The following is a 20,302-nucleotide window of genomic DNA, read 5'->3' as shown; positions in this document are numbered from 1 at the left end:
GACGACACGCGGCGCAAGCCGCTTTGCTCGAGACCAGTTTCAGGGAGAACAGACGCAATGAAGTTCCGCTTGAGTCCCGTCGCCGCCGCCGTGTTCGCGGCCCATGCCTGGCCCGCCGCCGCCCAGACGGCGACCCCGCCGGCCGCGGAGCCGCCGGCCGAAAAGGCGACGCAGCTGCGCGAAGTGAAAGTCCAGGCCGAAGCGCCGAGCGAGTACAAGACCGACGAGGCCTCGTCGCCGAAGTTCACGGCGCCGCTGCGCGACACGCCGAAGTCGGTGACGGTGATTCCCTCGCAGCTGCTGCAGGACAATGCCGCGACCTCGCTGCAGGACGCGCTGCGCACGGTGCCCGGCATCACCTTCCTCGCCGGCGAGGGCGGCCAGGCGATTTCCGACCGTCCGGTGATCCGCGGCCTGAATTCGTCGGCCGACATGTACGTCGACGGCGTGCGCGACATCGGCACGCAGACGCGCGACGTGTTCGCGCTCGAATCGATCGAGGTCATCAAGGGCGCCGATTCAGCGTACGGCGGCCGCGCTTCGGGTGGTGGCAGCGTCAATCTCGTCACCAAGCAGGCCCGCGCCGAGGACTTCGCCAACGCGACGCTGATGCTCGGCACTTCGAGCACGATCCGCGGCAGCGTCGACAAGAACTGGAAGCTTGGCGACTCGAGCGCGCTGCGCCTCAACGTCATGGGCAACAGCGGCAACGTGCCGGGCCGCGACGACGCCGTCGATTACGACAAGTGGGGCGTCGCCGGCGCGCTGGCCTTCGGCCTCGGCACGCCGACGCGCGTGCTGCTCGACTACTACCATCTCACCGATGACGGCATGCCGGACTACAGCATTCCGTACGATCCGGCGACCGGTCAGCCGGTGACCGAGACGATGGGCGTCGACAGCGAGAATTTCTACGGTCTCGCCGATCGCGATTTCCGCAACAGCGATGCCGACATCGGCACCGTCAAGGTCGAGCGCGATCTCGACGGCGGCATGACGCTGCGCAACACCACGCGTCTCGGCCGCTCGCTGAACGACTACGTGGTCACTAATCCGGACGACAGCCGCAACAATGTGCCGAGCGGCCTCGTCTATCGTTCGACGAAGAATCGCTGGGCGCAGACCGATACGCTGGCCAATACCACCGACCTGAGCGGCAAGTTCGAGACGGCCTTCATCGAGCATCGCTTCAATATCGGCGCCGAGTTCAGCCGCGAAAAGCGCGAGCAGGACGGCTATACCGTCGTGCGCGCCGACGGTACCAAGGTTGCGGCGACGACCTGCACGGATGCTTACGAAACTGCATTCGAGTGCACGGACCTTTATCACCCGAATCCGGACGACGCCTGGGGCGGCAAGGTGATGCGCAATCACACGCCGACCCAGTATGAAACGACGAGCATCGGCGTCTACGCTTTCGACACGCTGGCGCTGTCCGAGCAGTGGCAGCTCAATCTGGGCCTGCGCTGGGACAGCTACGACACGCAGGCCAAGCGCAGCGCCGGCACGACCGACTACGGCGATACGATGGCGGCGATTTCGGCCTCGCAGCAGGACGACTTCATCAACTACCAGGCCGGCGTCGTCTACAAGCCGGTCGAGTCCGGCAGCGTCTATGTGTCGTACGCGACGGCGACCACGCCGGCGCCGCTCGGTGCGGCCGACGAGGATGCGGTTTCGTCGACCAACCTCGATTGGGATCCGGAACGTTCGGCGACGGTCGAAATCGGCACCAAGTGGGAGTTCTTCGACGACCGCCTGCTGCTGACGCTGGCGCTGTTCGATACCGAGCGCAAGGATGCTTACCTGCTCGTCGATGCCAGCACCTACGAAAAGGTCGGCAAGACGCGCGTGCGCGGCGCCGAGTTCAGCTTCACCGGCAACATCACCGACGCCTGGCAGGTGTTCGGCGGCTACTCCTATCTCGACAGCGAGCTGGTGAAGGGCGCCTACAACAGCCTCGGCGTCGGCAAGGAACTGCCGAACACGCCGGAGAGCAGCTTCAGCCTGTTCACGACCTACGAGCTGCTACCGAAGCTCAAGATCGGCGGCGGCGCGTACTACGTCGACAAGGTCTACGGCAGCTGGGGAACGACGACCACCTCGACGCCGGCCAAGGTTCGCTTCGTTCCGGACTACTGGCGCTTCGACGCAAACGCTTCGTACCAGATCAACCCCGGCGTCTCCGTGCAGCTCAACGTGCAGAACCTCACCGACGAGGTCTACTACACGAAGGCCTACGCGAATCACTACGCGGCGCTGGGCCCAGGCCGGCAGTACCTGCTGTCCGTCAACATGAGCTTCTGAGGCTTGTTGCTGGCTGTCCCGCCCGGCGACGGGCGGGACCGGCCGCAAAAGAACATTCCATGCTGCTGCGCATTCCCGATGTCCTGACACCTGAACAAGTGGCGCGCTGCCGCCAGCTGCTCGACGCGGCCGAGTGGGTCGACGGCAATGTCACGTCCGGACACCAGTCGGCGCGCGCCAAGAGCAACGAGCAGATTCCCGAGGAGCATCCGGCCGCCCGCGAGATGGGCGCGATGATCCTGCAGGCGCTGTCGCGCGACCCGCGCTTCATCGCCGGCGCCTTGCCGCAGCACGTGTTTCCGCCGCTGTTCAACCGCTACGGCGTCGGCCAGACCTTCGGCCTGCACGTCGACAACGCCGTGCGCCAGCATCGCAACAGCGGACTGCGCGTGCGCACCGATCTTTCCGCGACGCTGTTCCTCGCCGCGCCGGACGAGTACGACGGCGGCGAGCTCATCGTCGAGGACACCTATGGCGCGCACAGCGTCAAGCTGCCGGCCGGACATCTGGTGCTGTACCCATCGAGCAGCCTGCACCGCGTCACGCCGGTGACGCGCGGCGCGCGTCTGGCGTCGTTCTTCTGGATCCAGAGCATGGTGCGCGACGACGGCGAGCGCACCCTGCTGTTCGAGCTCGATCAGGCGATCCAGCGCCTCGCCGGCGAGGCGCCGGATCATCCTTCGGTGCTGCAGCTGACCGGCGTCTACCACAATCTGCTGCGGCGCTGGGCCGAGGTCTGAGCATGACCGCGACTGCGACCCTGCCGCCGCTCTCCTGGCGCCCTCGTCGGCGCTGGCAGCCGCACCGGCTCGCGGTTCTGGCGCTGATTGCGGTCCTGCACGGCGCCGCCGTCGCCGCCCTGTTCGTCGTGCGCGACGCGCCGCTGCCGCCGCCGCCGGCGCCGCAGGCGCTGATGGTGAGCTTCATCCAGGAGACGCCGCCGCCGGCGGCGCCGACTCCGCCGCCGCCCAAGCCGGTGCCGCCCAAGCCGCAGCCGAAGATGGTGGCGACGCCCAAGCCGACGCCGTCGCCGCTGCAGGCGCCGCCGCTCGACGAAGCGCCGGCCGACGCCGAGCCGGTCGACGAAGCGCCGCCGTCGCCGCCCGCGCCGCCGGCCGCCGCCGCGCCAGCGGCGCCCGAAGTGGTGCCGCCGGATTTCGTCGCGGCTTATCTGAACAATCCGGGGCCGAGTTATCCGTCGACGTCGATCCGCCTGCGCGAGCAGGGCACCGTGCTGCTGCTGGTGCTGGTGAATGCCGACGGCCGCGCCGACAAGGTCACGGTCGACAAGAGCAGCGGCTACGCGCGGCTCGACGAAGCCGCGGCCGACGTCGTGCGCAAGCGCTGGCGCTTCGTGCCGGCCAAGCAGGGCGGCCAGCCGGTGTCGGCCTGGGTGAAGGTTCCCGTCACATTCGAACTCAGCAAGAAGCACTGAACATGGACGCAACGCAAGGTCTCGGCTTCGGCCACTTCCTCGGTCAGGCCGACATCGTCGCCAAGACCATTCTCGTCATCATGCTGCTCGCCTCGATCACGAGCTGGTACCTGATCATCACCAAGGCGATCGCCAACGCGCGCACGCGCCGGCGCAGCGAGCGCTTCCTCGATTTCTTCTGGAACGCGCCTTCGCTCGACAAGGTCGCGGCGCACCTCGAACACGAGCATCCGGATGAGCCGTTCTCGCATCTGGCCTATCACGGCATCGCTGCCAGCCGTCATCACGAACGGCACGGCGTCAACCGGCTCAACGAGGCCGGCAGCTCCAGCGACTTCGTCACGCGCACGCTGCGCAAGACCATCGACGAGGAAACCGCGAAGATGGAATCCGGGCTGACGATCCTGGCGTCGGTCGGTTCGACGGCGCCGTTCCTGGGGCTGTTCGGCACGGTCTGGGGCATCTACCACGCACTGATGGCGATCGGCCTGTCCGGTGCCGGCACGCTCGACAAGGTCGCCGGTCCGGTCGGCGAGGCGCTGATCATGACCGCGATCGGTCTGGCCGTCGCGATCCCGGCGGTGCTCGGCTACAACTTCATCGTGCGCGCCAATCGCGTGACGCTGGCGCAGCTCGATGCCTTCGCGCACGACCTGTTCACCTTCCTCGCCACCGGCGCCAAGATCGAGCCGCAGGCCGCGGGGCACATCACGCCGCTGAAGAGCGCCGCGAGGACGTAAGCGATGGCTTTCGGAAGCTTCAGCGGCAATCGCAGCGCCGCGCCGATGGCGGAGATCAACGTGATCCCGCTGGTCGACATCATGCTGGTGCTGCTCGTCATCTTCATCATCACCGCGCCGCTGCTGACGAACGCGGTGAAGATCGATCTGCCGAAGGCGTCGAGCGAGCAGAACGTGAGCAAGGCCGAGGTGATCCAGCTGGCGATCGACGCCGACGGCAAGCTGTTCTGGAACGGCGAGGCGCTCGACCGCGCCGCGATGCTGCAGCGCTTCCATGACGCGGCCGCCAAGTCGCCGACGCCGGAGCTGCATCTGCACGCCGATCGCAACACGCGCTACGAAGTGATCGCCGACGTGATGAGCGAAGCCGGCAAGGCGGGCCTGAGCAAAATCGGTTTCGTCACCGACCCGCCGGCTGCGCCGGCGGCGCCCTGAGCCGGCAGCGCCCGTGACCGCCGCCGAACCCGCCCTGGCCGCCGTGCAGCGCCGCGCCTGGTGGCTGAAGACGCTGCGCCAGTGGCACTGGATCAGCTCGGCGGTCTGTCTGGTCGCGATGCTGCTGTTCGCGGTCACCGGCATCACGCTGAACCACGCCGCGCAGATCAAGACGAAACCGATCGTGACGAAACGTGACGGTCAGGTGCCGCATGATCTGCGCGCCGGACTCGACGCCGCCGCGCGCGACGGCCGGGCGCCCTTGCCCGAGGCGCTGCGCGACTGGCTGGCGCGCGAGCTGGGCGTGCATGCCGAAGAAGGTGAATGGTCGGCCGACGAGCTGTATCTGTCGCTGCCGCGGCCGGGTGGAGACGCCTGGCTGACGATCGCGCTGCCGGACGGCGCGTGGCAGTACGAGCGCACCGACCGCGGCTGGATCGCCTGGCTCAACGATCTGCACAAGGGGCGCAACACCGGCGCGATGTGGACCTGGTTCATCGACCTGTTCGCGGTCGCCTGCGTGCTGTTCTGCGTCACCGGGCTGTGCCTGCTGCAGCTGCATGCCGGCCGCCGCCCGGCGACCTGGCCGATGGTCGGGCTCGGCGTGCTGATCCCGCTGCTGTTCATCCTCCTGTTCCTGCATTGAAGGTCATGCGCATGCGCACTTCGCTGTCCGTCCTGCTCTGCGGCGCCGTCTCGGCGCCGGCCGCCGCTGCCGAACTCGACGTCACGCTGCAGATTCCGCAGCTCGACGTCGCCGAGTATCACCGTCCCTACGTCGCCGTCTGGATCGAGGGCGCCGACCAGCGCGTCGCCGCCAACCTCGCGGTCTGGTACGAGCTGAAGAAGAAGGACGGCGAGGGCACCAAGTGGCTCAAGGATCTGCGCCAGTGGTGGCGGCGCAGCGGTCGCGAGCTGCAGATGCCGGTCGACGGCGTCAGCGGCGCGACGCGTGTGGTCGGCGAGCACACGCTGCACTTCAGCGCCGGCAAGGCGCCGCTGCCGGAACTGGCGCCGGGCCAGTATCAGCTGATGGTCGAGGCGGCGCGCGAAGTCGGCGGCCGCGAGCTGCTGAAGATCCCGTTCCAGTGGCCGATCGCCAAGGCCGAGCAGCTCAGTGCGCAGGGCTCGGCCGAGCTCGGCCGCGTCACGCTCGCGCTCAAGCCCTGAAACCCAGAAGACCCGTCACGCCCAACCGTCGAACCGGAGCCGTACGCATGAAATCTCTCCTCAAGCCGTTGAGCCTGCTGCTCGCCCTCGGCCTGCCGCTGTCGGCGCAGGCGCACAAGTCCTGGTTCCTGCCGTCGTCGACGGTGCTTTCGGAGGTCGGCCATTACGTGACGGTCGACGCCGCCGTGTCGAACGACCTGTTCTACTTCGACCACAATCCGGTGCGTCTCGACAGCCTGGCGATCATCGCCCCCGACGGCAGCCGCCTGACGCCGGAGAACGTCGCCACCGGCCACTATCGCAGCACCTTCGACGTGCCGCTGCCGCAGGTCGGCACCTACAAGATCGTCAACGCCAGCAGCGGCATGTTCGCGAGCTGGAAGGACGACAGCCGGCAGACCAAGCGTTGGCGCGGCAGCGCCGAAGCGTTCAAGAAGGAAGTCCCGGCCAAGGCCAGGGATCTGCAGGTCACGCTCGCCGATAACCGGCTCGAAACCTTCGTCACGGTCGGCAAGCCGAGCAGCGAAGTGCTGGCGCCGACCGGCAGCGGTCTGGAACTCGTGCCGGTCACGCATCCGAACGATCTGGTCGCCGGCGAGACCGCGAGCTTCAAGCTGCTGCTCGACGGCCAGCCGGCCGCCGGTCTCAAGGTCAGCGTGGTGCCCGGCGGCACGCGCTATCGCGACCAGCAGGACGAGATCACGGTGACGACCGGCGCCGACGGCGCGTTCGCGATCACCTGGCCGCAGGCCGGCATGTACTGGCTCAACGCCGCGATCGGCGGCGGCCGCATGGGTGGTCCGGGCGGCGAACCCGGCGAGGACGCGCCGCCGGCCGCCAAGGCGCCGAAGGCGAAGAAGAAGGGCGGCGACGAACCGCTGCCGCGCCGCGCTTCGTACACGGCAACGCTCGAGGTGCTGCCGTAAGCGCAACGTTGCCGGACCTGCCGCCGGTCACCGCGCGGCAGGTCTTCATCCCGCTCGATCTGGCCTCGCTGCCGGAGCCGGCCGGTCTCGGCGCCACGGTGCGCCGCCTCGACGGACAGACGATGGGCACGCGCTGGAGCGTCGCCTACGTCGCGTCGTCGCCGCGCCACGACGATGCCGTGCGTGCGCTCGCGCAGCGCGAGCTGGATCGCGTCGATGCGCAGATGAGTACCTGGAAAGCCGGTTCCGATCTGTGCCGCTTCAATGCCGCTGGCGGCAACTGGCAGCGCCTGCCCGACGACTTCTTCACCGTGCTGCAGGCGGGCCTCGCGCTCGCCGCCGCCACCGGTGGCGCCTACGATCCGGCCTGCGGCGCGCTGGTCGATCTGTGGGGCTTCGGCCCGGCGCCGCGCCGCGATACGCCGCCGGATGCGGGCGAGATCGATCGCGCGCGGGCCGCCGCCGGCTGGGCGCGCGTGCGCCTCGACGCAGCGACGCGCAGCGCCTGGCAGGCCGGCGGCGTGCGCCTCGATCTGTCGTCGATCGCCAAAGGCCACGGCGTCGATCTCGTCAGCGCCGCGCTGCAGGCGGCCGGCTTCGTGCATCACCTCGTCGAAGTCGGCGGCGAGTTGCGCGGGCAGGGCTGCAAGCCGGACGGCACGCCGTGGTGGGTCGAGTTCGAGCGCCCGCCGCCGGCCGGTGCGCTGCCGGTCGCGCTGATCGCGCTGCACGGGCTCGCCGTGGCGACCTCCGGCGACTACCGCCGCGCTTTCGCGCACGCGGGACGGCATTACGGCCACACGATCGACCCGCGCAGCGGCTGGCCGGTCGCGCACGGGCTCGCCGCCGTCAGCGTCGTGCATTCGCGCTGCCTGCAGGCCGACGCGCTGGCGACGGCGCTGATGGTGCTCGGGCCGCAGGCCGGATACGCGTTCGCGGTACAGCATGGTATTGCCGCCGCCTTCGTCGAACGCACGGCATCGGGCGACGCGCGCGAACGCCTCAGTCCGGCGCTGGCGGCGCTGCTCGAATGAGCGGCGAAGCAAGGAGCTCGCGTGCGCCGCGGATCGCCGGCGTGCTGATCGGCGTCGCCGCGCTGGCGCTGGCTGCGGTTTCGCTCGTCTGGCAGACCGGCGCGCAGCTCTGGGTCTGGCCGACGCCGGCGCGGCTCGCGCTGGCGGCGCTGGCGCTGTCCGTCTACGCGGCCTGGACCGCGCGCGCGCTGCGCGCGCGTCGTCCGGCGCCGGTGCTATCGACGGACGACGACGCGATCCTCGTCGTCCACGCCAGCCAGACCGGCACGGCCGAGCGCCTCGCGCAGCAGACGGCCGCCGCGCTGCGCGCTGCCGGACGCGGCGTGCGCCTGCTGCCGCTCGGCCAGCTCGAGCCGACGGTGCTGGCCGGCGGCCGGGCGCTGTTCGTCGTCAGCACCACCGGCGAGGGCGACGCGCCGGACAGCGCCTACGCCTTCGTGCGCCGCGCCATCGGGTCGGGCGCGTCGCTCGGCGGCTTGCGCTACGGCGTGCTCGCGCTCGGCGACCGCCGCTACGCGAGCTTCTGCGCGTTCGGCCACGCGCTCGACCACTGGCTGCGCCGCGCCGGCGCGCAGGCGATGTTCGATCTCGTCGAGGTCGACGACGGCGATCCGGGCGCGCTGCGGCACTGGCAGCAGCAACTGGGTCCGCTCACCGGGCATGCCGAACTCGACGACTGGCAGCCGCCGCAATACGCGCGCTGGCGACTCGTCGAACGCGAACGGCTCAACCCGGAAAGCGTCGGTGGCGCGGTCTTCCGCCTGGCGCTGCAGGCGCTCGACGACGAAGCCTCGTGGCAGGCCGGCGACATCGCCGAGATCGGGCCGCGCAACGCGCCGGCGGCGGTGCTGCAGCTGCTCGGCGCGCTCGGCTGCAGCGGCGATCCGCCGTCGCTGGCGGCGCGCCTCGCTGACCGGCGCCTGCCGCAGACGCCGGAGGAAATCGGCGCGCTGCGCGGGCTCGACGCCGACGCGCTCGCCGCGCGGCTGCCGCCGTTACCGCATCGCGAATACTCGATTGCCTCGCTGCCGCAGGACGGCAAGCTCGAACTGCTGGTGCGGCAGATGCGCGACGCGTCGGGGCGCCTCGGCCACGGCTCGGGCTGGCTGACCGAGTTCGCGCCGCTCGGCGGCGAGATCGCGCTGCGCATCCGCGCCAATCCGGGCTTCCGGCTCGCGGTCTCGGCGCGGCCCCTGATCCTGATCGGCAACGGCACCGGCATCGCCGGGCTGCGCGCGCATCTGAAGGCGCGCCTGGCCGCCGGCCAGCACCGGAACTGGCTGCTGTTCGGCGAACGGCAGCGGGCACGCGATTTCTTCTTCGGCGCGGAGCTCGAGGGCTGGCTGCAGGCCGGCCGGCTAGCGCATCTCGATCTCGCGTTCTCGCGCGATCAGGACGCGCGCCTCTACGTGCAGCAGCGCCTGCGCGAGCAGCAGCCGCGGCTGCGCGCATGGCTTGCCGACGGCGCCGAGGTGCTGGTCTGCGGCAGTCTTGACGGCATGGCGCCGGCGGTCGACGCGGTGCTGCGCGAGACGCTCGGCGACGACGCCTACGATGCCTTCGTCGAGAGCGGACGATACCGGCGCGACGTGTACTGACAGCCCGGCGGCCACTTGAACGGGCGGCCGGCCCGCCGCGATCGCGCAGGCGATCGCCTCAAGCGATGCACGCCGTGCACATTCTGGCGGGCGGGTGACGCTCTTAGCCCGGCGGCCACTTGAACGGGCGGCCGGCGAGAATGTGCACATGCAGATGGAACACCGACTGTCCGACCGCCGCACCGTTGTTGACGGCGAGACGGAAGGCATCCGGATAGCCCTGCGCGGCGGCGATCTTCGGCGCGGTCAGCAGCAGATGGCCGAGCAGGGACTGATCGGACGGCTCGGCGTTGCTGAGCATGGTGATCGGCTTGCGCGGCACCAGCTGGATGTGCACCGGCGCCTGCGGATGGATGTCCTTGAACGCGACGCAGAGCTCGTCCTCGTAGACGATCTCGGCAGGAATCTCGCGGTCGCAGATCTTCTCGAACAGCGTCTTGCTCATGGGCGACGTCCGGCACGGGTACGGTGGGGGCCGACTTGATAGCATATCGCCGCCCATAAAAGCGACCGAAATGGCAAAAGACCCCCTCGACAAGAACGCCTGGAAGACCTACCGCAGACTGCTCGGCTACTCGCTGCCGCATTGGCGCATCATGGCGCTCGCCGCGCTGGCGACGGCGGCGCTCGCCGGTGTCGACACCGCGTTCGCGGCCCTGATCAAGCCGCTGCTCGATCGCGCGTTCGTCGAGCAGAACCAGGATTACATCCGCCTGATCCCGTTCTACATCATCGGCCTGTTCCTGCTGCGCGGCCTGTCGTCGTTCGCGTCGACCTACGGCATGGCGTGGGTCGCGCGGCGCGTCGTCAAGGACATGCGCGAGCGCGTGTTCAACAAGCTGCTGCAGCTGCCCTCGCGCTTCTACGACCGCGTCAACTCGGCGCAGCTTGTGTCGCGCCTGACGTACTTCGTCGACCAGATCGCCGAGGCGACGACGACGGTGCTGACGAGCACGCTGAAGGACAGCCTGACGGTGACGTTCTACATCGGCTACATGTTCTATCTGAACTGGCGTCTGACCCTGTTCGCGTTCGTCGTGCTGCCGTTCATCGCGCTGATCATCAGTTACGTGACCAAGCGCTTCCGCCGCATCAGCGTGCGCATCCAGGACAGCATCACCAACGTCACCGAGGCGGTCGACGAGGCGGTGCTCGGCCAGCGCATCGTCAAGATCCACAATGCGCAGGAGTTCGAGCGCACGTACTTCGCCAAGGTCAACGAGAACAACCGTTGGCTGAGCATGAAGATCGTCGCCACCAAGGCGGGCAGCTCGGCCTTGATCCAGTTCATCGCGGCCTGGGCGGTCGCGGCGATCGTCTATTTCGCGACTCAGCCGCACATGCTGCAGCAGATGACGCCCGGCACCTTCGCGGCGTTCATGCTGGCGATGCTGTCGCTGACCCAGCCGCTGAAGAGCATGGGCGGCGTCAACGAGAAACTGCAGCGCGGCATCGCCGCCGGTTCGGAGCTGTTCAAGCTGCTCGACGAGCCGGCCGAACCGGCCGATGGGACGCGGCCGCTGGCGCGCGCCAGCGGGGCGATCGAGTTCCGCGACGTGCACTTCCGCTACGACGCGCAGCAGCAGGAAGCGCTGCGCGGCATCAATCTGCGCATCGCGCCGGGACAGACCGTGGCGTTCGTCGGCAAGTCGGGCAGCGGCAAGTCGACGCTGCTCGCCCTGCTGCCGCGCTTCTACGACTGCGACAGCGGTCAGGTCCTGCTCGACGGGCGCGATCTGCGCGAATACCGCCTGCACGATCTGCGTGAGCAGATCTCGATCGTCGACCAGCAGGTGCGCCTGTTCAACACCAGCGTCGCCGAGAACATCGCCTACGGGCTGCGCACCATGCCGGACGAGGCCGCGATCGCCGAAGCGGCGCGGCTGGCCCATGCCTGGGAGTTCATCGAAAAGCTGCCGCAGGGCCTGCAGACGCCGATCGGCCAGAACGGCGCCAAGCTCTCGGGCGGCCAGCGCCAGCGCCTGGCGATCGCACGCGCGCTGCTGAAGAACGCGCCGCTGCTGATCCTCGACGAGGCGACCTCGGCGCTCGATACCGAGTCCGAGCGCATGATCCAGGCGGCACTCGACAAGCTCGTCGAGGGGCGCACGACGCTGGTGATCGCGCACCGTCTGTCGACCATCCAGCGCGCCGACCTGATCGCCGTGATGCAGGATGGCCGCATCGTCGAGACCGGCACGCACGAGACACTGCTCGCGGCCGACGGCTATTACGCCGCGCTGTACCGCATGCAGTTCGACGAAGGGGAAAGCGGCGCTTGAAGGCCTGGCTCGAACGCCGCTGGTACGCGCCGCTGCCGCCGCCGCTGCCGCTGCGTCCGTTCGCGGCGCTGTACGGTGCACTGGCCGCGGCACGCGCGCGACGCCTGCGCGCCGCGGCGGTGCGCATTGCGGTGCCGGTGATCGTGGTCGGCAATATCAGCGTCGGCGGCACCGGCAAGACGCCGTTCACGATCTGGCTGGTCGAGCGCCTGCGCGAATGGGGCTGGCGACCCGGCGTCGTCAGCCGCGGCTATGGCGGTCATGCGCCGCGCTATCCGCATCGCGTGGCGCCGGACGGCGATCCGCGGCACAGCGGCGACGAGCCGCTGCTGATCGCGCAGCGCTGCGCCTGTCCGGTCGTCGTCGATCCGGATCGCGTGGCGGCGGCGCGCGCGCTGCTCGCCGACGGGGCGGTCGACATCATCGTCAGCGACGACGGCCTGCAACACTACCGTCTCGGTCGCGATCTCGAGATCTGCCTCGTCGATGGCCGCCGCGGCCTCGGCAACGGTGCGCTGCTGCCGGCCGGCCCGCTGCGCGAGCCGGCGGCGCGGCTCGCTGACATCGACCTGCTCGTCGTCAACGGCGACGGCTGGCAGGCGGCTGGCGCGCTGCGCATGCAGCTGCGTGCCGGCGCGCTGCGGCGTCTCGTCGACGGAGAGCGGCGCGCGCTCGCCGATTTTCGCGGCGCGACGGTCCATGCCGTGGCCGGCATCGGCGATCCGTCGCGCTTCTTCGCGAGCCTGGCCGCGGCCGGACTGCGGCTGCGCGAGCATTCGTTCGCCGATCATCACGCGTTCGCGGCGGCCGATCTTGCGTTCGGCGACGACTGGCCGGTCGTCATGACCGAGAAGGATGCCGTGAAGTGCCGCGCCTTCGCCGACGCGCGCCTGTGGGCGGTGCCGGTCGACGCGCAGCTCGACGAAGCGGCCACGGCGCGTGTGCGACAATGCGTCGAACGCCTGCGCGCGGCGCAGGCCCGGAGGAATGATGGATAAGCGATTGCTCGAGATTCTGGTCTGCCCGGTCACCAAGGCGCCGCTCGAATGGCACCCCGACGTGCAGGAACTGTGGTGCCGTGCGTCGCGGCTGGCGTACCCGGTCCGCGACGACGTGCCGGTGATGCTCGAGGACGAAGCGCGCACGCTCAGCGACGAGGAACTGCGCGCATGAGCGCCGACGCCACGCGCCCGGGTTTCAAAGTCGTCATCCCGGCGCGCCTCGGTTCGACGCGCCTGCCGCGCAAGGTGCTGCGCGAGATCGCCGGCAAGCCGATCGTGCAGTACGTCTGGGAGGCCGCCCGCAAGGCCGGCGCCGACGAAGTCATCGTCGCGACCGACTCCGACGAGGTCTTCAAGATCTGTGCCGCGTTCGGCGCCGACGTGCGGATGACGGCGCCGACTCACAATTCCGGGACCGACCGCGCCAACGAGATCGCGCGCCAGGCCGGCTGGGATGCCTCGACGATCGTCGTCAACCTGCAGGGCGACGAGCCGCTGATGCCGCCGGCGCTGGTGCGCCAGGCCGCCGATCTGCTGGCCGACGATCCGCAGGCGCACATCGCGTCGCTGTGCCACCCGCTGCACACGCTGGAGGAGTGGCTCAATCCGAACGTCGTGAAGCTGGTCATGGATCGCCGCGGTTACGCGCTGTATTTCTCGCGCGCGCCGATTCCCTGGCGGCGCGAAGGCTCGACGCGCGAGGCGCCGCGCCTGCCGAACGGACTCGCCTTCCGCCATATCGGCCTGTACGCCTATCGCGTCGCGGCGCTGGTCGAGTTCAGCGGTCTGTCGCCGGCGCCGCTCGAGGATTGCGAGGCGCTCGAGCAGCTGCGCGCGCTGACGCATGGCCTGCGCATCCGCATGGGCATCACCGACGCGCCGCCGCCGCGCGGCGTCGATACCGAGGACGATCTGCGCGCGGTCGAGCGCCTGCTGTCGGCGGCGGCCGGCTGAATTCGCGGCGCGGGCAGAGGCTCGGGCGGCTGTGCGGCCGCGGGCATGAAGCCGGCATGAAAAAGGCGACCCGAGGGTCGCCTTTTTCGTTGCCGCTCGGGTCTTCAGGCCGGCTTCTGGTCTTCCGGCTTGTCCTGGTCGGCGTCGGGCGCGGCGTTCTGCGCCGTACGCGTCGCGCTCTCGAACAGCTTGAAGTAGTCGGCGGCGGGCGCCGTCGCGCGGAACTGCGGCGCGCCGCCACTGGCCGCCGATTCCGGCGTCGCGGCCGTCGTCGTCTCCGCGGACGCGGCGGCGGCGACGGCCGGCGGGGCGGCGTCGGCCACCGTCTCGCTCACGACCGGGGCCGCGGCGATCTGCGGTGCCGGCTCTTCGGCTGCCGGCTCGGCGGCCTGCGGCTCGACGCCGGCGACGACCGCGGGTGCCTGCGGCGCTTCGGCTTCGATCGCCTCCGGCGCGGCTTGTGCAGCCGCCGGCGCTTCGCTCGCGGCGCTGGCGACGGGCGCCTCGACTGGCGCCGGCTCCGCGGCGGCCTGCACTTCGGGCGCCGGCTCGGCGGCGACGACCGCTGCCGCCATCGGCTCCTCATCCCGTGTCACTTCGCGCAACAGCGGCAGCTGCGTCTCGACACGCTCGGTCCGCGCCGGCGCGCTCGCCGCGGCTTCGGCGACTGGCGCTTCGGCGTCCGGCGTCCGGGCGGGTTCGACGGTCGCCGGCGTGCTCGCGGCGACGGTGGTGCCGGTTTCGGCGGCCTGCGACGTCGTTTCTTCGGAGGCGAGCGCTTCGGCCTCGTTCAGCGTTGCATCGACAGCCTCGGCCGCGGCGCCGGCCTCAAGCGTGCGCGCGGCCTCGCGCTCGCGGCGATCGCGACCGCCGCGGCGGCGGCGGCGTCCGCCACCGGCGCTGCGCTCTTCACCCGTGCGCGGTGCTGTGTTCGGGGTGGCGCCGGCTTCGGCACCGATCTCGACCGGGATGGCGGCCGTTTCCAGCTCGGCCGGTGCCGGTGCCGGCGCGGCTTCGGCGCGGGCGGCCGGGACCGGGTTCAGGTTCGGGCGCGGCGCTTGCGGCGCCGGGCTCGCACCCTGACTGGTGCGCTGCGGCTGGGCCTGCTGCGGCTGCGGCTGGCGCGGGGGCTGCGGCTGACGCTGCGGCTGCTGCTGTTGCGGATTGCGCTGCGGCTGCTGCTGGCCGCGCTGCGGCTGGCCGTCGCGCGGCTGGCCGCGGCCGTCACCACGGCCACGATCGCGGCGCTGCGCGTCGCGCGGGCCACCGCGGCGCTCGTCCCGACGCTCATCACGGCGCTCGTCGCGACGGCCACCTTCGCGGCGTGGCGGCGGCACCGGCGCGGCGATCGGCTTGGCCGCACGCGGACCGAAACCAAGCAGCCGCATCAGGCGCGTCCAGAGGCCGTCGCCGGAGGTGGCGACGACCGGCTGCATGACGACCGGCGCCGGCTGCTGCACGACCACCGGCGTCGGTGCCGGCGTCGACGGCAGGATCTGCTTGACGGCGGGTTCGGGCAGGGTCTTCTGCACGGTCGCGCCCTTGCCGAGATCCTCCTGCGCCTTGGCGTCGAAGTCCTGTACGAGCTGATAGCTGGTGCTGTCGTTGTTGTCCTGCTGCAGATGATCGGCGCGGACGCGCTTGATCTCGTAGTTCGGCGTATGCAGCGTCGGGTTCGGCACCAGCGTGATGTAGGTGCGGTAGCGCGCCTCGATCTCGCGCACGGCGAGGCGCTTTTCGTTGAGCAGGAAGGTGCCGACGTCGACCGGCACCTGCGCGATGACGCGGCCGGTGCGGTCCTTCATCGATTCCTCTTCGATCAGGCGCAGGATCGACAGCGCCAGTGATTCGACACTGCGGATGTGGCCACGGCCCGAGCAGCGCGGGCAGGGGATCTGCGTGTGCTCGCCGAGGCTCGGGCGCAGGCGCTGGCGCGACAGCTCGAGCAGGCCGAAGCGCGAGATCTTGCCGAGCTGGATGCGCGCGCGGTCCATCTCGACGGCCTGCTCCAGGCGCTTTTCGACTTCGCGCTGGTTCTTCGTCGAGTTCATGTCGATGAAGTCGATGACGATCAGGCCGCCGAGGTCGCGCAGGCGCAGCTGGCGGGCGATTTCGTCGGCCGCTTCGAGGTTGGTGTTGAACGCCGTGTCCTCGATGCTGCCGCCGCCGGTCGCCTTCGCCGAGTTGATGTCGATGGCGGTCAGCGCTTCCGACGGATCGATGACGATCGAGCCGCCCGACGGCAGGCGCACGGTGCGCTCATGCGCCGATTCGATCTGCGATTCGATCTGGAAGCGCGAGAACAGCGGAATTTCGTCCTTGTAGAGCTTGAGACGCGGCAGGTTCTGCGGCATCACATGCTCCATGTGCGTCTTCGCCTGCTCGAAGATCTCGGTGTTGTCGATCACGACTTCACCGATGTCGGAGCGCAGGTAGTCGCGCAGCGCACGCAGGATGATGTTGTTTTCCTGGTAGATCAGGAACGCGCCCTGACGCTCGGCCGCGGCCTTTTCGATCGCGGTCCAGATCTCGGCGAGGTAGTTGGCATCCCACTGCAGCTCGTCGACCGTGCGGCCGACGCCGTTGCTGCGGATGATGACGCCCATGCCGTCCGGGATCTGCAGTTTTTCGAGCGCTTCCTTGGCTTCCTCGCGCTCGTCGCCCTCGGCGCGGCGCGACACGCCGCCGGCCTTCGGGTTGTTCGGCATCAGCACCAAGTAGCGGCCGGCCAGCGAGACGAAGGTGGTCAGCGCCGCGCCCTTGTTGCCGCGCTCCTCCTTTTCGACCTGGACGATGATCTCCTGGCCTTCCTGGAGCTGCTCGCGCAGGTTGCCGCCGGACTTGCCTTCCTTGAAGTAGGACTTGGCAATTTCCTTGACCGGCAGGAAGCCGTGGCGCTCGGCGCCGTAGTCGATGAAGCAGGCTTCGAGCGAGGGTTCGACGCGGGTGATGCGGCCTTTGTAGACGTTGCCCTTCTTCTGTTCGCGGGCAGCGGTTTCAATGTCGAGATCTTGCAGCTTCTGACCGTCGACGATCGCCACGCGCAGCTCCTCGCGCTGCGTGGCATTGATCAAGATGCGCTTCATGTGAAAAGTCCTGTAAGGCGCAGCGACCGGCGTCGGTGGACTCGTCCCGGATTCCGCGGTTTTCGCGAATCGTCATGGAGTCTCCCCGGCGCGGTGCACGCGCGTTCTGATTTAAACCTGTAGCCACCTGCAGCGGTTGCGGCGCGGCGACTGGAATTCGGAGCGGATGTCGGGCTGATACAATAGCAACGAGCCCTGCATCTCATTTTTCTTCCGTAACCGTCGATTCGGGAACGGAATTTCGACCTGAATCGACGGACATTCCTATTTTGACACAAGATCGTCCACAAGTCAGATATGTGTCGGCCGGTGCCCGAGATGAGGGGCAGCGGATCGACAATTTCCTTCTGAAACAATTGCCTGGCGTGCCGAAGTCGCACGTCTACCAGCTCCTGCGCTCGGGCCAGGTGCGGGTCAACGGCGGGCGCGTCAAGGCAGAAAGAAAGCTGTCGTCCGGCGACGAGGTGCGCATTCCGCCGGTCCGCGCCGCCGACAAGGCACAGGTGGCGCGTCCGCCGGACGCGGTCCTCAACCGCCTGCGCGCGGCGATCGTGCACGAGGACGAGCATTACCTGGCGATCTCCAAGCCGGCGGGGCTGGCTGCGCACGCCGGCAGCGGCGTGCCGTATGGCGTCATCGAAGCCGTCCGGGCCTGGAACAAATACGATTTCATCGAGCTCGCGCACCGTCTCGATCGCGATACCAGCGGCGTGCTGCTGCTGGCCAAGTCGCGGCCGGCGCTGCTGCGCGCGCAGCGCGCGCTCAAGCACGGCGAGGCGGAGAAGCGCTATTTCGCGCTGCTGATCGGCAAGTGGCGCGGCGAGGATCGCGATGTCGACGCCGCGCTGGTCAAGAGTCGTCTGCAGTCGGGCGAGCGCCGCGTGAAGATCGACGAGGACGACGGCAAACCGTCGAAATCCCGCTTCTCGCCGAAGAGCCGCTATCGCGATGCGACGCTCTGCGAGGTGCAGATCTTCTCCGGCCGCACGCACCAGATTCGCGTGCACGCGCTGGCGCTCGGCCATCCGGTCGCCGGCGATACCAAGTACGGCGAGCGCGAGGACAACAAGCCGCTGCGCGAGCTGGGCCTCAAGCGCATGTTCCTGCATTCGCACTTCCTGAAGCTGGCGCCGGAGGGCGACTTCCCGAAGCTGATCCTCAACGCGGCGCTGCCGGACGAACTGCGCGACGTGCTCGACCGCCTGCCGCGCGCGCGCTGAAGAGGGCGCTGCACGATGGATCGCATCCGGCTTGTCATTTTCGACTGGGACGGCACGCTCGCCGATTCCGCCGCGCAGATCGTCGGTGCGATGCAGCGGGCGATCGCCGCGCTCGAGCTGCCGCCGCGCTCCGACGAATCGATTCGCGAGCTGATCGGGCTCGGCCTGGTCGACGCCTTGCAGCGGCTGTATCCGGACGCGGACGTCGACTATCTGCGCCAGCTGCTCGACCGCTACCGCGCGCACTGGCTGGCCGACGGCGGCGGCGAGGCGCCGCTGTTCGCACAGGGGCTTGATGCCCTGCGGGCCTTGCATGGCGAGGGTTTGCGCCTGGCGATCGCGACCGGCAAGAGCCGCCGCGGCCTCGATCGTTCGCTGGCGCACCACGTCGACGTTCGCGAGCTGATCGTCAATTCGCGCACGGCCGACGAAACAGCCTCGAAGCCCGACCCCCTGATGCTGAGGGAATTGCTGATCGACGAGGGGCTGCAGCCGGAACAGGCGCTGATGGTCGGCGACACCGAGTTCGACGTGGCGATGGCGGGCGCGATCGGCATGCCGGCGATCGGCGTGACCTGCGGCGTGCACGCGCCGCAGCGCCTGCTCGGCGCCGGCGCGCGTGCGCTGCTCGAACGGGTCGGCGACCTGCCGGGCTGGCTCGCGCAGGCGCGTACCGCGAGTCGCTAGGGCAGCGGCGCACCGGCTTCGGACAGCAGGCGCCGCACGGCGATCAGCGGCAGGCCGATCAGTGCGGTCGGATCGCGGCTCTCGATCGCCTCGAACAGCGTGATGCCGTAAGCCTCGCACTTGAAGCTGCCGGCGCAGTCGAGCGCCGGCTCGGCGTCGAGGTAGCGCTCGATCTCGTCGGCGTGCAGCGCGCGAAAGCGCACGACGGTCAGATCCAGGGCTTCGAGCGTGCGCTCGCCGTCGGTCAGTGCGACCGCCGTCAGAAAGCGCACTTCGCGACCGCTGCAGCGCGACAGCTGCGCGCGGGCGCGTTCGAGGCTGCCGGGCTTGCCGAGGATCGCGTCGTCGAGGCTTGCGACCTGATCCGAGCCGAGGATCCACTGGCCCGGGTGGCTGCTGGCGAGCGCTGCAGCCTTGGCGCGCGCCAGCCGTTGCGCCAGCGCTTCGGCCGCTTCGCCGGGCGCCGGTGTTTCGTCGACCGCGGAGGCCTTTGCCACGAACGGCAGACGCAGGCGCGCCAGCAGTTCCGCCCGGTAGCGCGAGCCGGATGCGAGGACGAGCGGCCGGTCGGCGCTGATGCGGGCCGGAGAAGCGATATTAAGCATTGGAATTCTTTGACTTTTGAAGGGGGCGTGACTATGATTCGCGCCCTTTTTCGGGGCCGGAGCGAGCATGCCGATTCCGCAGAGCGTCCGGGCATCGACCGCCGTCGCGCAGAGCCAAGCGTACCGCGGCGAATTGCCGGTGCGCAGCTTCGAGCGTCTGCGTCCCTTGCTGGCCGACGACGCTGGCGAGGTGCAGATCGGCCTGCAGGCGTCGAAGTCGCAGGGCCAAGCGCGGCTGCGCGGCACGCTGGATGGAGCGCTGACGCTGCGCTGCCAGCGCTGCGAAAAGCCGTACGCCTGGCCGATGCACGTCGAGGTCGACCTGCGTCTGGTCGACACCGAAGAGGAAGAGCAGTCCGTCTTGCACGAGGCGGATCCGTATCTGGTGCAGGACGACAGCCTGCCGCTGCGCGAGATCGTCGAAGACGAACTCCTGCTGGCACTGCCGATGCTGCCGCGTTGTGAATCGTGCGAAAATGCGATCCAAGCCTCGCCGGCCGCACCTGCGGACGAAAGCGGGGAGGTCCGCCGGGAACAGAACCCATTCGCGGCGCTGAAAGAGCGTTTAGGTAAACAGCAGTAGGGCATCCGCCCGACGGAGTTAGAGACATGGCAGTTCAGGATTCCAAGAAGTCCCGTGCGAAACGCGGCCACCGCCACGCGCACTGGAAGAACAAGGTGCAGGCTCCGGCCCTGTCGACCGACCCGACCTCGGGCGAGACGCACCGCCGTCACCACGTGACTGCCGACGGTTACTACCGCGGCAAGAAGGTCGTGGACACGGCTCCGGCGGCCGACGCCGGCGAGTAAGCGCCGGTGCCG

Annotated in this window: 21 protein-coding genes; 18 read left to right on the top strand and 3 right to left on the bottom strand. The window is 69.4% G+C overall.

What is annotated here, in order from left to right:
* The first annotated feature begins 57 nt into the window (after nt 1-57).
* From H149_RS0104000 to H149_RS0103955, 10 genes are read left to right on the top strand one after another with little or no spacing between them, the layout of a single operon-like run.
* On the top strand, nt 58-2,307 hold the full coding sequence (locus H149_RS0104000) for a TonB-dependent receptor (protein WP_020648448.1): 2,250 nt from the start codon (nt 58-60) through the stop codon (nt 2,305-2,307).
* Between the two features lie 59 nt (nt 2,308-2,366).
* Entirely contained in the window at nt 2,367-3,047 is a 681-nt protein-coding gene (locus tag H149_RS0103995; protein ID WP_026352832.1) for a Fe2+-dependent dioxygenase, read from the top strand.
* Nucleotides 3,048-3,049: 2 nt separating this feature from the next.
* Nucleotides 3,050-3,742, top strand: a complete 693-nt coding sequence (locus tag H149_RS19600; RefSeq protein WP_020648446.1) for an energy transducer TonB — start codon at nt 3,050-3,052, stop codon at nt 3,740-3,742.
* 2 nt (nt 3,743-3,744) lie between these two features.
* Nucleotides 3,745-4,482, top strand: a complete 738-nt coding sequence (locus H149_RS0103985; protein ID WP_020648445.1) for a MotA/TolQ/ExbB proton channel family protein — start codon at nt 3,745-3,747, stop codon at nt 4,480-4,482.
* 3 nt (nt 4,483-4,485) lie between these two features.
* Nucleotides 4,486-4,917, top strand: a complete 432-nt coding sequence (locus H149_RS0103980; RefSeq protein WP_020648444.1) for an ExbD/TolR family protein — start codon at nt 4,486-4,488, stop codon at nt 4,915-4,917.
* A 13-nt stretch (nt 4,918-4,930) separates the two neighbouring features.
* Nucleotides 4,931-5,563, top strand: coding sequence for a PepSY-associated TM helix domain-containing protein (locus H149_RS0103975; RefSeq protein WP_020648443.1), 633 nt, complete (start codon nt 4,931-4,933; stop codon nt 5,561-5,563).
* Between the two features lie 11 nt (nt 5,564-5,574).
* Nucleotides 5,575-6,087 carry a DUF2271 domain-containing protein gene (locus H149_RS0103970; RefSeq protein WP_245540455.1) on the top strand — a complete coding sequence of 171 codons (513 nt, stop codon included), beginning with the start codon at nt 5,575-5,577 and terminating at the stop codon, nt 6,085-6,087.
* Nucleotides 6,088-6,134: 47 nt separating this feature from the next.
* A complete protein-coding gene (locus H149_RS0103965) occupies nt 6,135-7,013 on the top strand; it encodes a DUF4198 domain-containing protein (protein WP_026352830.1) in 879 nt (292 codons plus the stop codon).
* An 8-nt stretch (nt 7,014-7,021) separates the two neighbouring features.
* On the top strand, nt 7,022-8,047 hold the full coding sequence (locus H149_RS0103960) for an FAD:protein FMN transferase (protein ID WP_020648440.1): 1,026 nt from the start codon (nt 7,022-7,024) through the stop codon (nt 8,045-8,047).
* Entirely contained in the window at nt 8,044-9,645 is a 1,602-nt protein-coding gene (locus tag H149_RS0103955; RefSeq protein WP_020648439.1) for a sulfite reductase subunit alpha, read from the top strand. Before H149_RS0103960 ends, H149_RS0103955 begins: the two co-directional genes overlap by 4 nt.
* Nucleotides 9,646-9,748: 103 nt before the next feature.
* Here the strand turns inward: H149_RS0103955 and H149_RS0103950 are convergent, their stop codons facing one another.
* Entirely contained in the window at nt 9,749-10,090 is a 342-nt protein-coding gene (locus tag H149_RS0103950; protein ID WP_020648438.1) for a histidine triad nucleotide-binding protein, read from the bottom strand.
* 70 nt (nt 10,091-10,160) lie between these two features.
* On the opposite strand from H149_RS0103950, the gene msbA reads away from it, so the two are divergent.
* From msbA to kdsB, 4 genes are read left to right on the top strand one after another with little or no spacing between them, the layout of a single operon-like run.
* The gene (gene msbA, locus H149_RS0103945) at nt 10,161-11,927 is read left to right on the top strand and encodes a lipid A export permease/ATP-binding protein MsbA (protein WP_020648437.1); all 1,767 of its coding nucleotides are present in this window, start codon (nt 10,161-10,163) and stop codon (nt 11,925-11,927) included.
* Nucleotides 11,924-12,925, top strand: coding sequence for a tetraacyldisaccharide 4'-kinase (lpxK, locus tag H149_RS0103940; protein ID WP_020648436.1), 1,002 nt, complete (start codon nt 11,924-11,926; stop codon nt 12,923-12,925). Before msbA ends, lpxK begins: the two co-directional genes overlap by 4 nt.
* Nucleotides 12,918-13,100: a Trm112 family protein gene (locus H149_RS0103935; RefSeq protein ID WP_026352829.1), complete on the top strand. Its 183-nt coding sequence runs from the start codon at nt 12,918-12,920 to the stop codon at nt 13,098-13,100. The genes lpxK and H149_RS0103935 overlap by 8 nt, the downstream gene beginning before the upstream one ends.
* The gene (kdsB, locus tag H149_RS0103930; protein ID WP_020648434.1) at nt 13,097-13,882 is read left to right on the top strand and encodes a 3-deoxy-manno-octulosonate cytidylyltransferase; all 786 of its coding nucleotides are present in this window, start codon (nt 13,097-13,099) and stop codon (nt 13,880-13,882) included. Before H149_RS0103935 ends, kdsB begins: the two co-directional genes overlap by 4 nt.
* Before the next feature lie 104 nt (nt 13,883-13,986).
* Here kdsB and H149_RS0103925 read toward each other — a convergent pair whose 3' ends face one another.
* Nucleotides 13,987-16,968 (bottom strand): Rne/Rng family ribonuclease, encoded by a 2,982-nt coding sequence (locus tag H149_RS0103925; RefSeq protein WP_020648433.1) that lies wholly within the window; start codon nt 16,966-16,968, stop codon nt 13,987-13,989.
* A gap of 299 nt (nt 16,969-17,267) precedes the next feature.
* Between H149_RS0103925 and H149_RS0103920 the strand changes: the two genes are divergently transcribed.
* Both H149_RS0103920 and H149_RS0103915 read left to right on the top strand, forming a co-directional pair.
* The gene (locus H149_RS0103920) at nt 17,268-18,188 is read left to right on the top strand and encodes an RluA family pseudouridine synthase (RefSeq protein ID WP_026352828.1); all 921 of its coding nucleotides are present in this window, start codon (nt 17,268-17,270) and stop codon (nt 18,186-18,188) included.
* 15 nt (nt 18,189-18,203) lie between these two features.
* Nucleotides 18,204-18,875, top strand: a complete 672-nt coding sequence (locus tag H149_RS0103915; RefSeq protein WP_020648431.1) for an HAD family hydrolase — start codon at nt 18,204-18,206, stop codon at nt 18,873-18,875.
* On the opposite strand, the gene H149_RS0103910 is transcribed toward H149_RS0103915, so the two are convergent.
* The gene (locus H149_RS0103910; RefSeq protein ID WP_020648430.1) at nt 18,872-19,480 is read right to left on the bottom strand and encodes a Maf family protein; all 609 of its coding nucleotides are present in this window, start codon (nt 19,478-19,480) and stop codon (nt 18,872-18,874) included. The two genes, H149_RS0103915 and H149_RS0103910, sit on opposite strands and share 4 nt — an antisense overlap.
* 67 nt (nt 19,481-19,547) lie before the next feature.
* Between H149_RS0103910 and H149_RS0103905 the strand changes: the two genes are divergently transcribed.
* Nucleotides 19,548-20,063 carry a YceD family protein gene (locus H149_RS0103905; protein WP_020648429.1) on the top strand — a complete coding sequence of 172 codons (516 nt, stop codon included), beginning with the start codon at nt 19,548-19,550 and terminating at the stop codon, nt 20,061-20,063.
* A gap of 26 nt (nt 20,064-20,089) precedes the next feature.
* On the top strand, nt 20,090-20,290 hold the full coding sequence (gene rpmF / locus H149_RS0103900; protein WP_020648428.1) for a 50S ribosomal protein L32: 201 nt from the start codon (nt 20,090-20,092) through the stop codon (nt 20,288-20,290).
* The last annotated feature ends 12 nt before the right edge of the window (nt 20,291-20,302 follow it).

It is taken from the genome of Solimonas variicoloris DSM 15731 (assembly GCF_000382285.1).
Taxonomy (GTDB): domain Bacteria; phylum Pseudomonadota; class Gammaproteobacteria; order Nevskiales; family Nevskiaceae; genus Solimonas; species Solimonas variicoloris.
The sequence above is the reverse complement of the archived record's forward strand: the minus strand, read 5'-3'. Positions and strand labels throughout refer to the sequence as shown.

Bases quoted from the DNA above. Each gene is read 5' to 3' on its own strand.
- H149_RS0103965 (WP_026352830.1), top strand. From the start codon at position 6,135: ATGAAATCTCTCCTCAAGCCGTTGAGCCTGCTGCTCGCCCTCGGCCTG.
- H149_RS0103915 (WP_020648431.1), top strand. From the start codon at position 18,204: ATGGATCGCATCCGGCTTGTCATTTTCGACTGGGACGGCACGCTCGCC.
- H149_RS0103995 (WP_026352832.1), top strand. From the start codon at position 2,367: ATGCTGCTGCGCATTCCCGATGTCCTGACACCTGAACAAGTGGCGCGC.
- H149_RS0103970 (WP_245540455.1), top strand. From the start codon at position 5,575: ATGCGCACTTCGCTGTCCGTCCTGCTCTGCGGCGCCGTCTCGGCGCCG.
- H149_RS0103980 (WP_020648444.1), top strand. From the start codon at position 4,486: ATGGCTTTCGGAAGCTTCAGCGGCAATCGCAGCGCCGCGCCGATGGCG.
- H149_RS0104000 (WP_020648448.1), top strand. From the start codon at position 58: ATGAAGTTCCGCTTGAGTCCCGTCGCCGCCGCCGTGTTCGCGGCCCAT.
- H149_RS0103905 (WP_020648429.1), top strand. From the start codon at position 19,548: ATGCCGATTCCGCAGAGCGTCCGGGCATCGACCGCCGTCGCGCAGAGC.
- msbA (WP_020648437.1), top strand. From the start codon at position 10,161: ATGGCAAAAGACCCCCTCGACAAGAACGCCTGGAAGACCTACCGCAGA.
- H149_RS19600 (WP_020648446.1), top strand. From the start codon at position 3,050: ATGACCGCGACTGCGACCCTGCCGCCGCTCTCCTGGCGCCCTCGTCGG.
- H149_RS0103950 (WP_020648438.1), bottom strand. From the start codon at position 10,090: ATGAGCAAGACGCTGTTCGAGAAGATCTGCGACCGCGAGATTCCTGCC.
- H149_RS0103955 (WP_020648439.1), top strand. From the start codon at position 8,044: ATGAGCGGCGAAGCAAGGAGCTCGCGTGCGCCGCGGATCGCCGGCGTG.
- H149_RS0103935 (WP_026352829.1), top strand. From the start codon at position 12,918: ATGGATAAGCGATTGCTCGAGATTCTGGTCTGCCCGGTCACCAAGGCG.
- H149_RS0103925 (WP_020648433.1), bottom strand. From the start codon at position 16,968: ATGAAGCGCATCTTGATCAATGCCACGCAGCGCGAGGAGCTGCGCGTG.
- H149_RS0103910 (WP_020648430.1), bottom strand. From the start codon at position 19,480: ATGCTTAATATCGCTTCTCCGGCCCGCATCAGCGCCGACCGGCCGCTC.
- H149_RS0103985 (WP_020648445.1), top strand. From the start codon at position 3,745: ATGGACGCAACGCAAGGTCTCGGCTTCGGCCACTTCCTCGGTCAGGCC.
- rpmF (WP_020648428.1), top strand. From the start codon at position 20,090: ATGGCAGTTCAGGATTCCAAGAAGTCCCGTGCGAAACGCGGCCACCGC.
- kdsB (WP_020648434.1), top strand. From the start codon at position 13,097: ATGAGCGCCGACGCCACGCGCCCGGGTTTCAAAGTCGTCATCCCGGCG.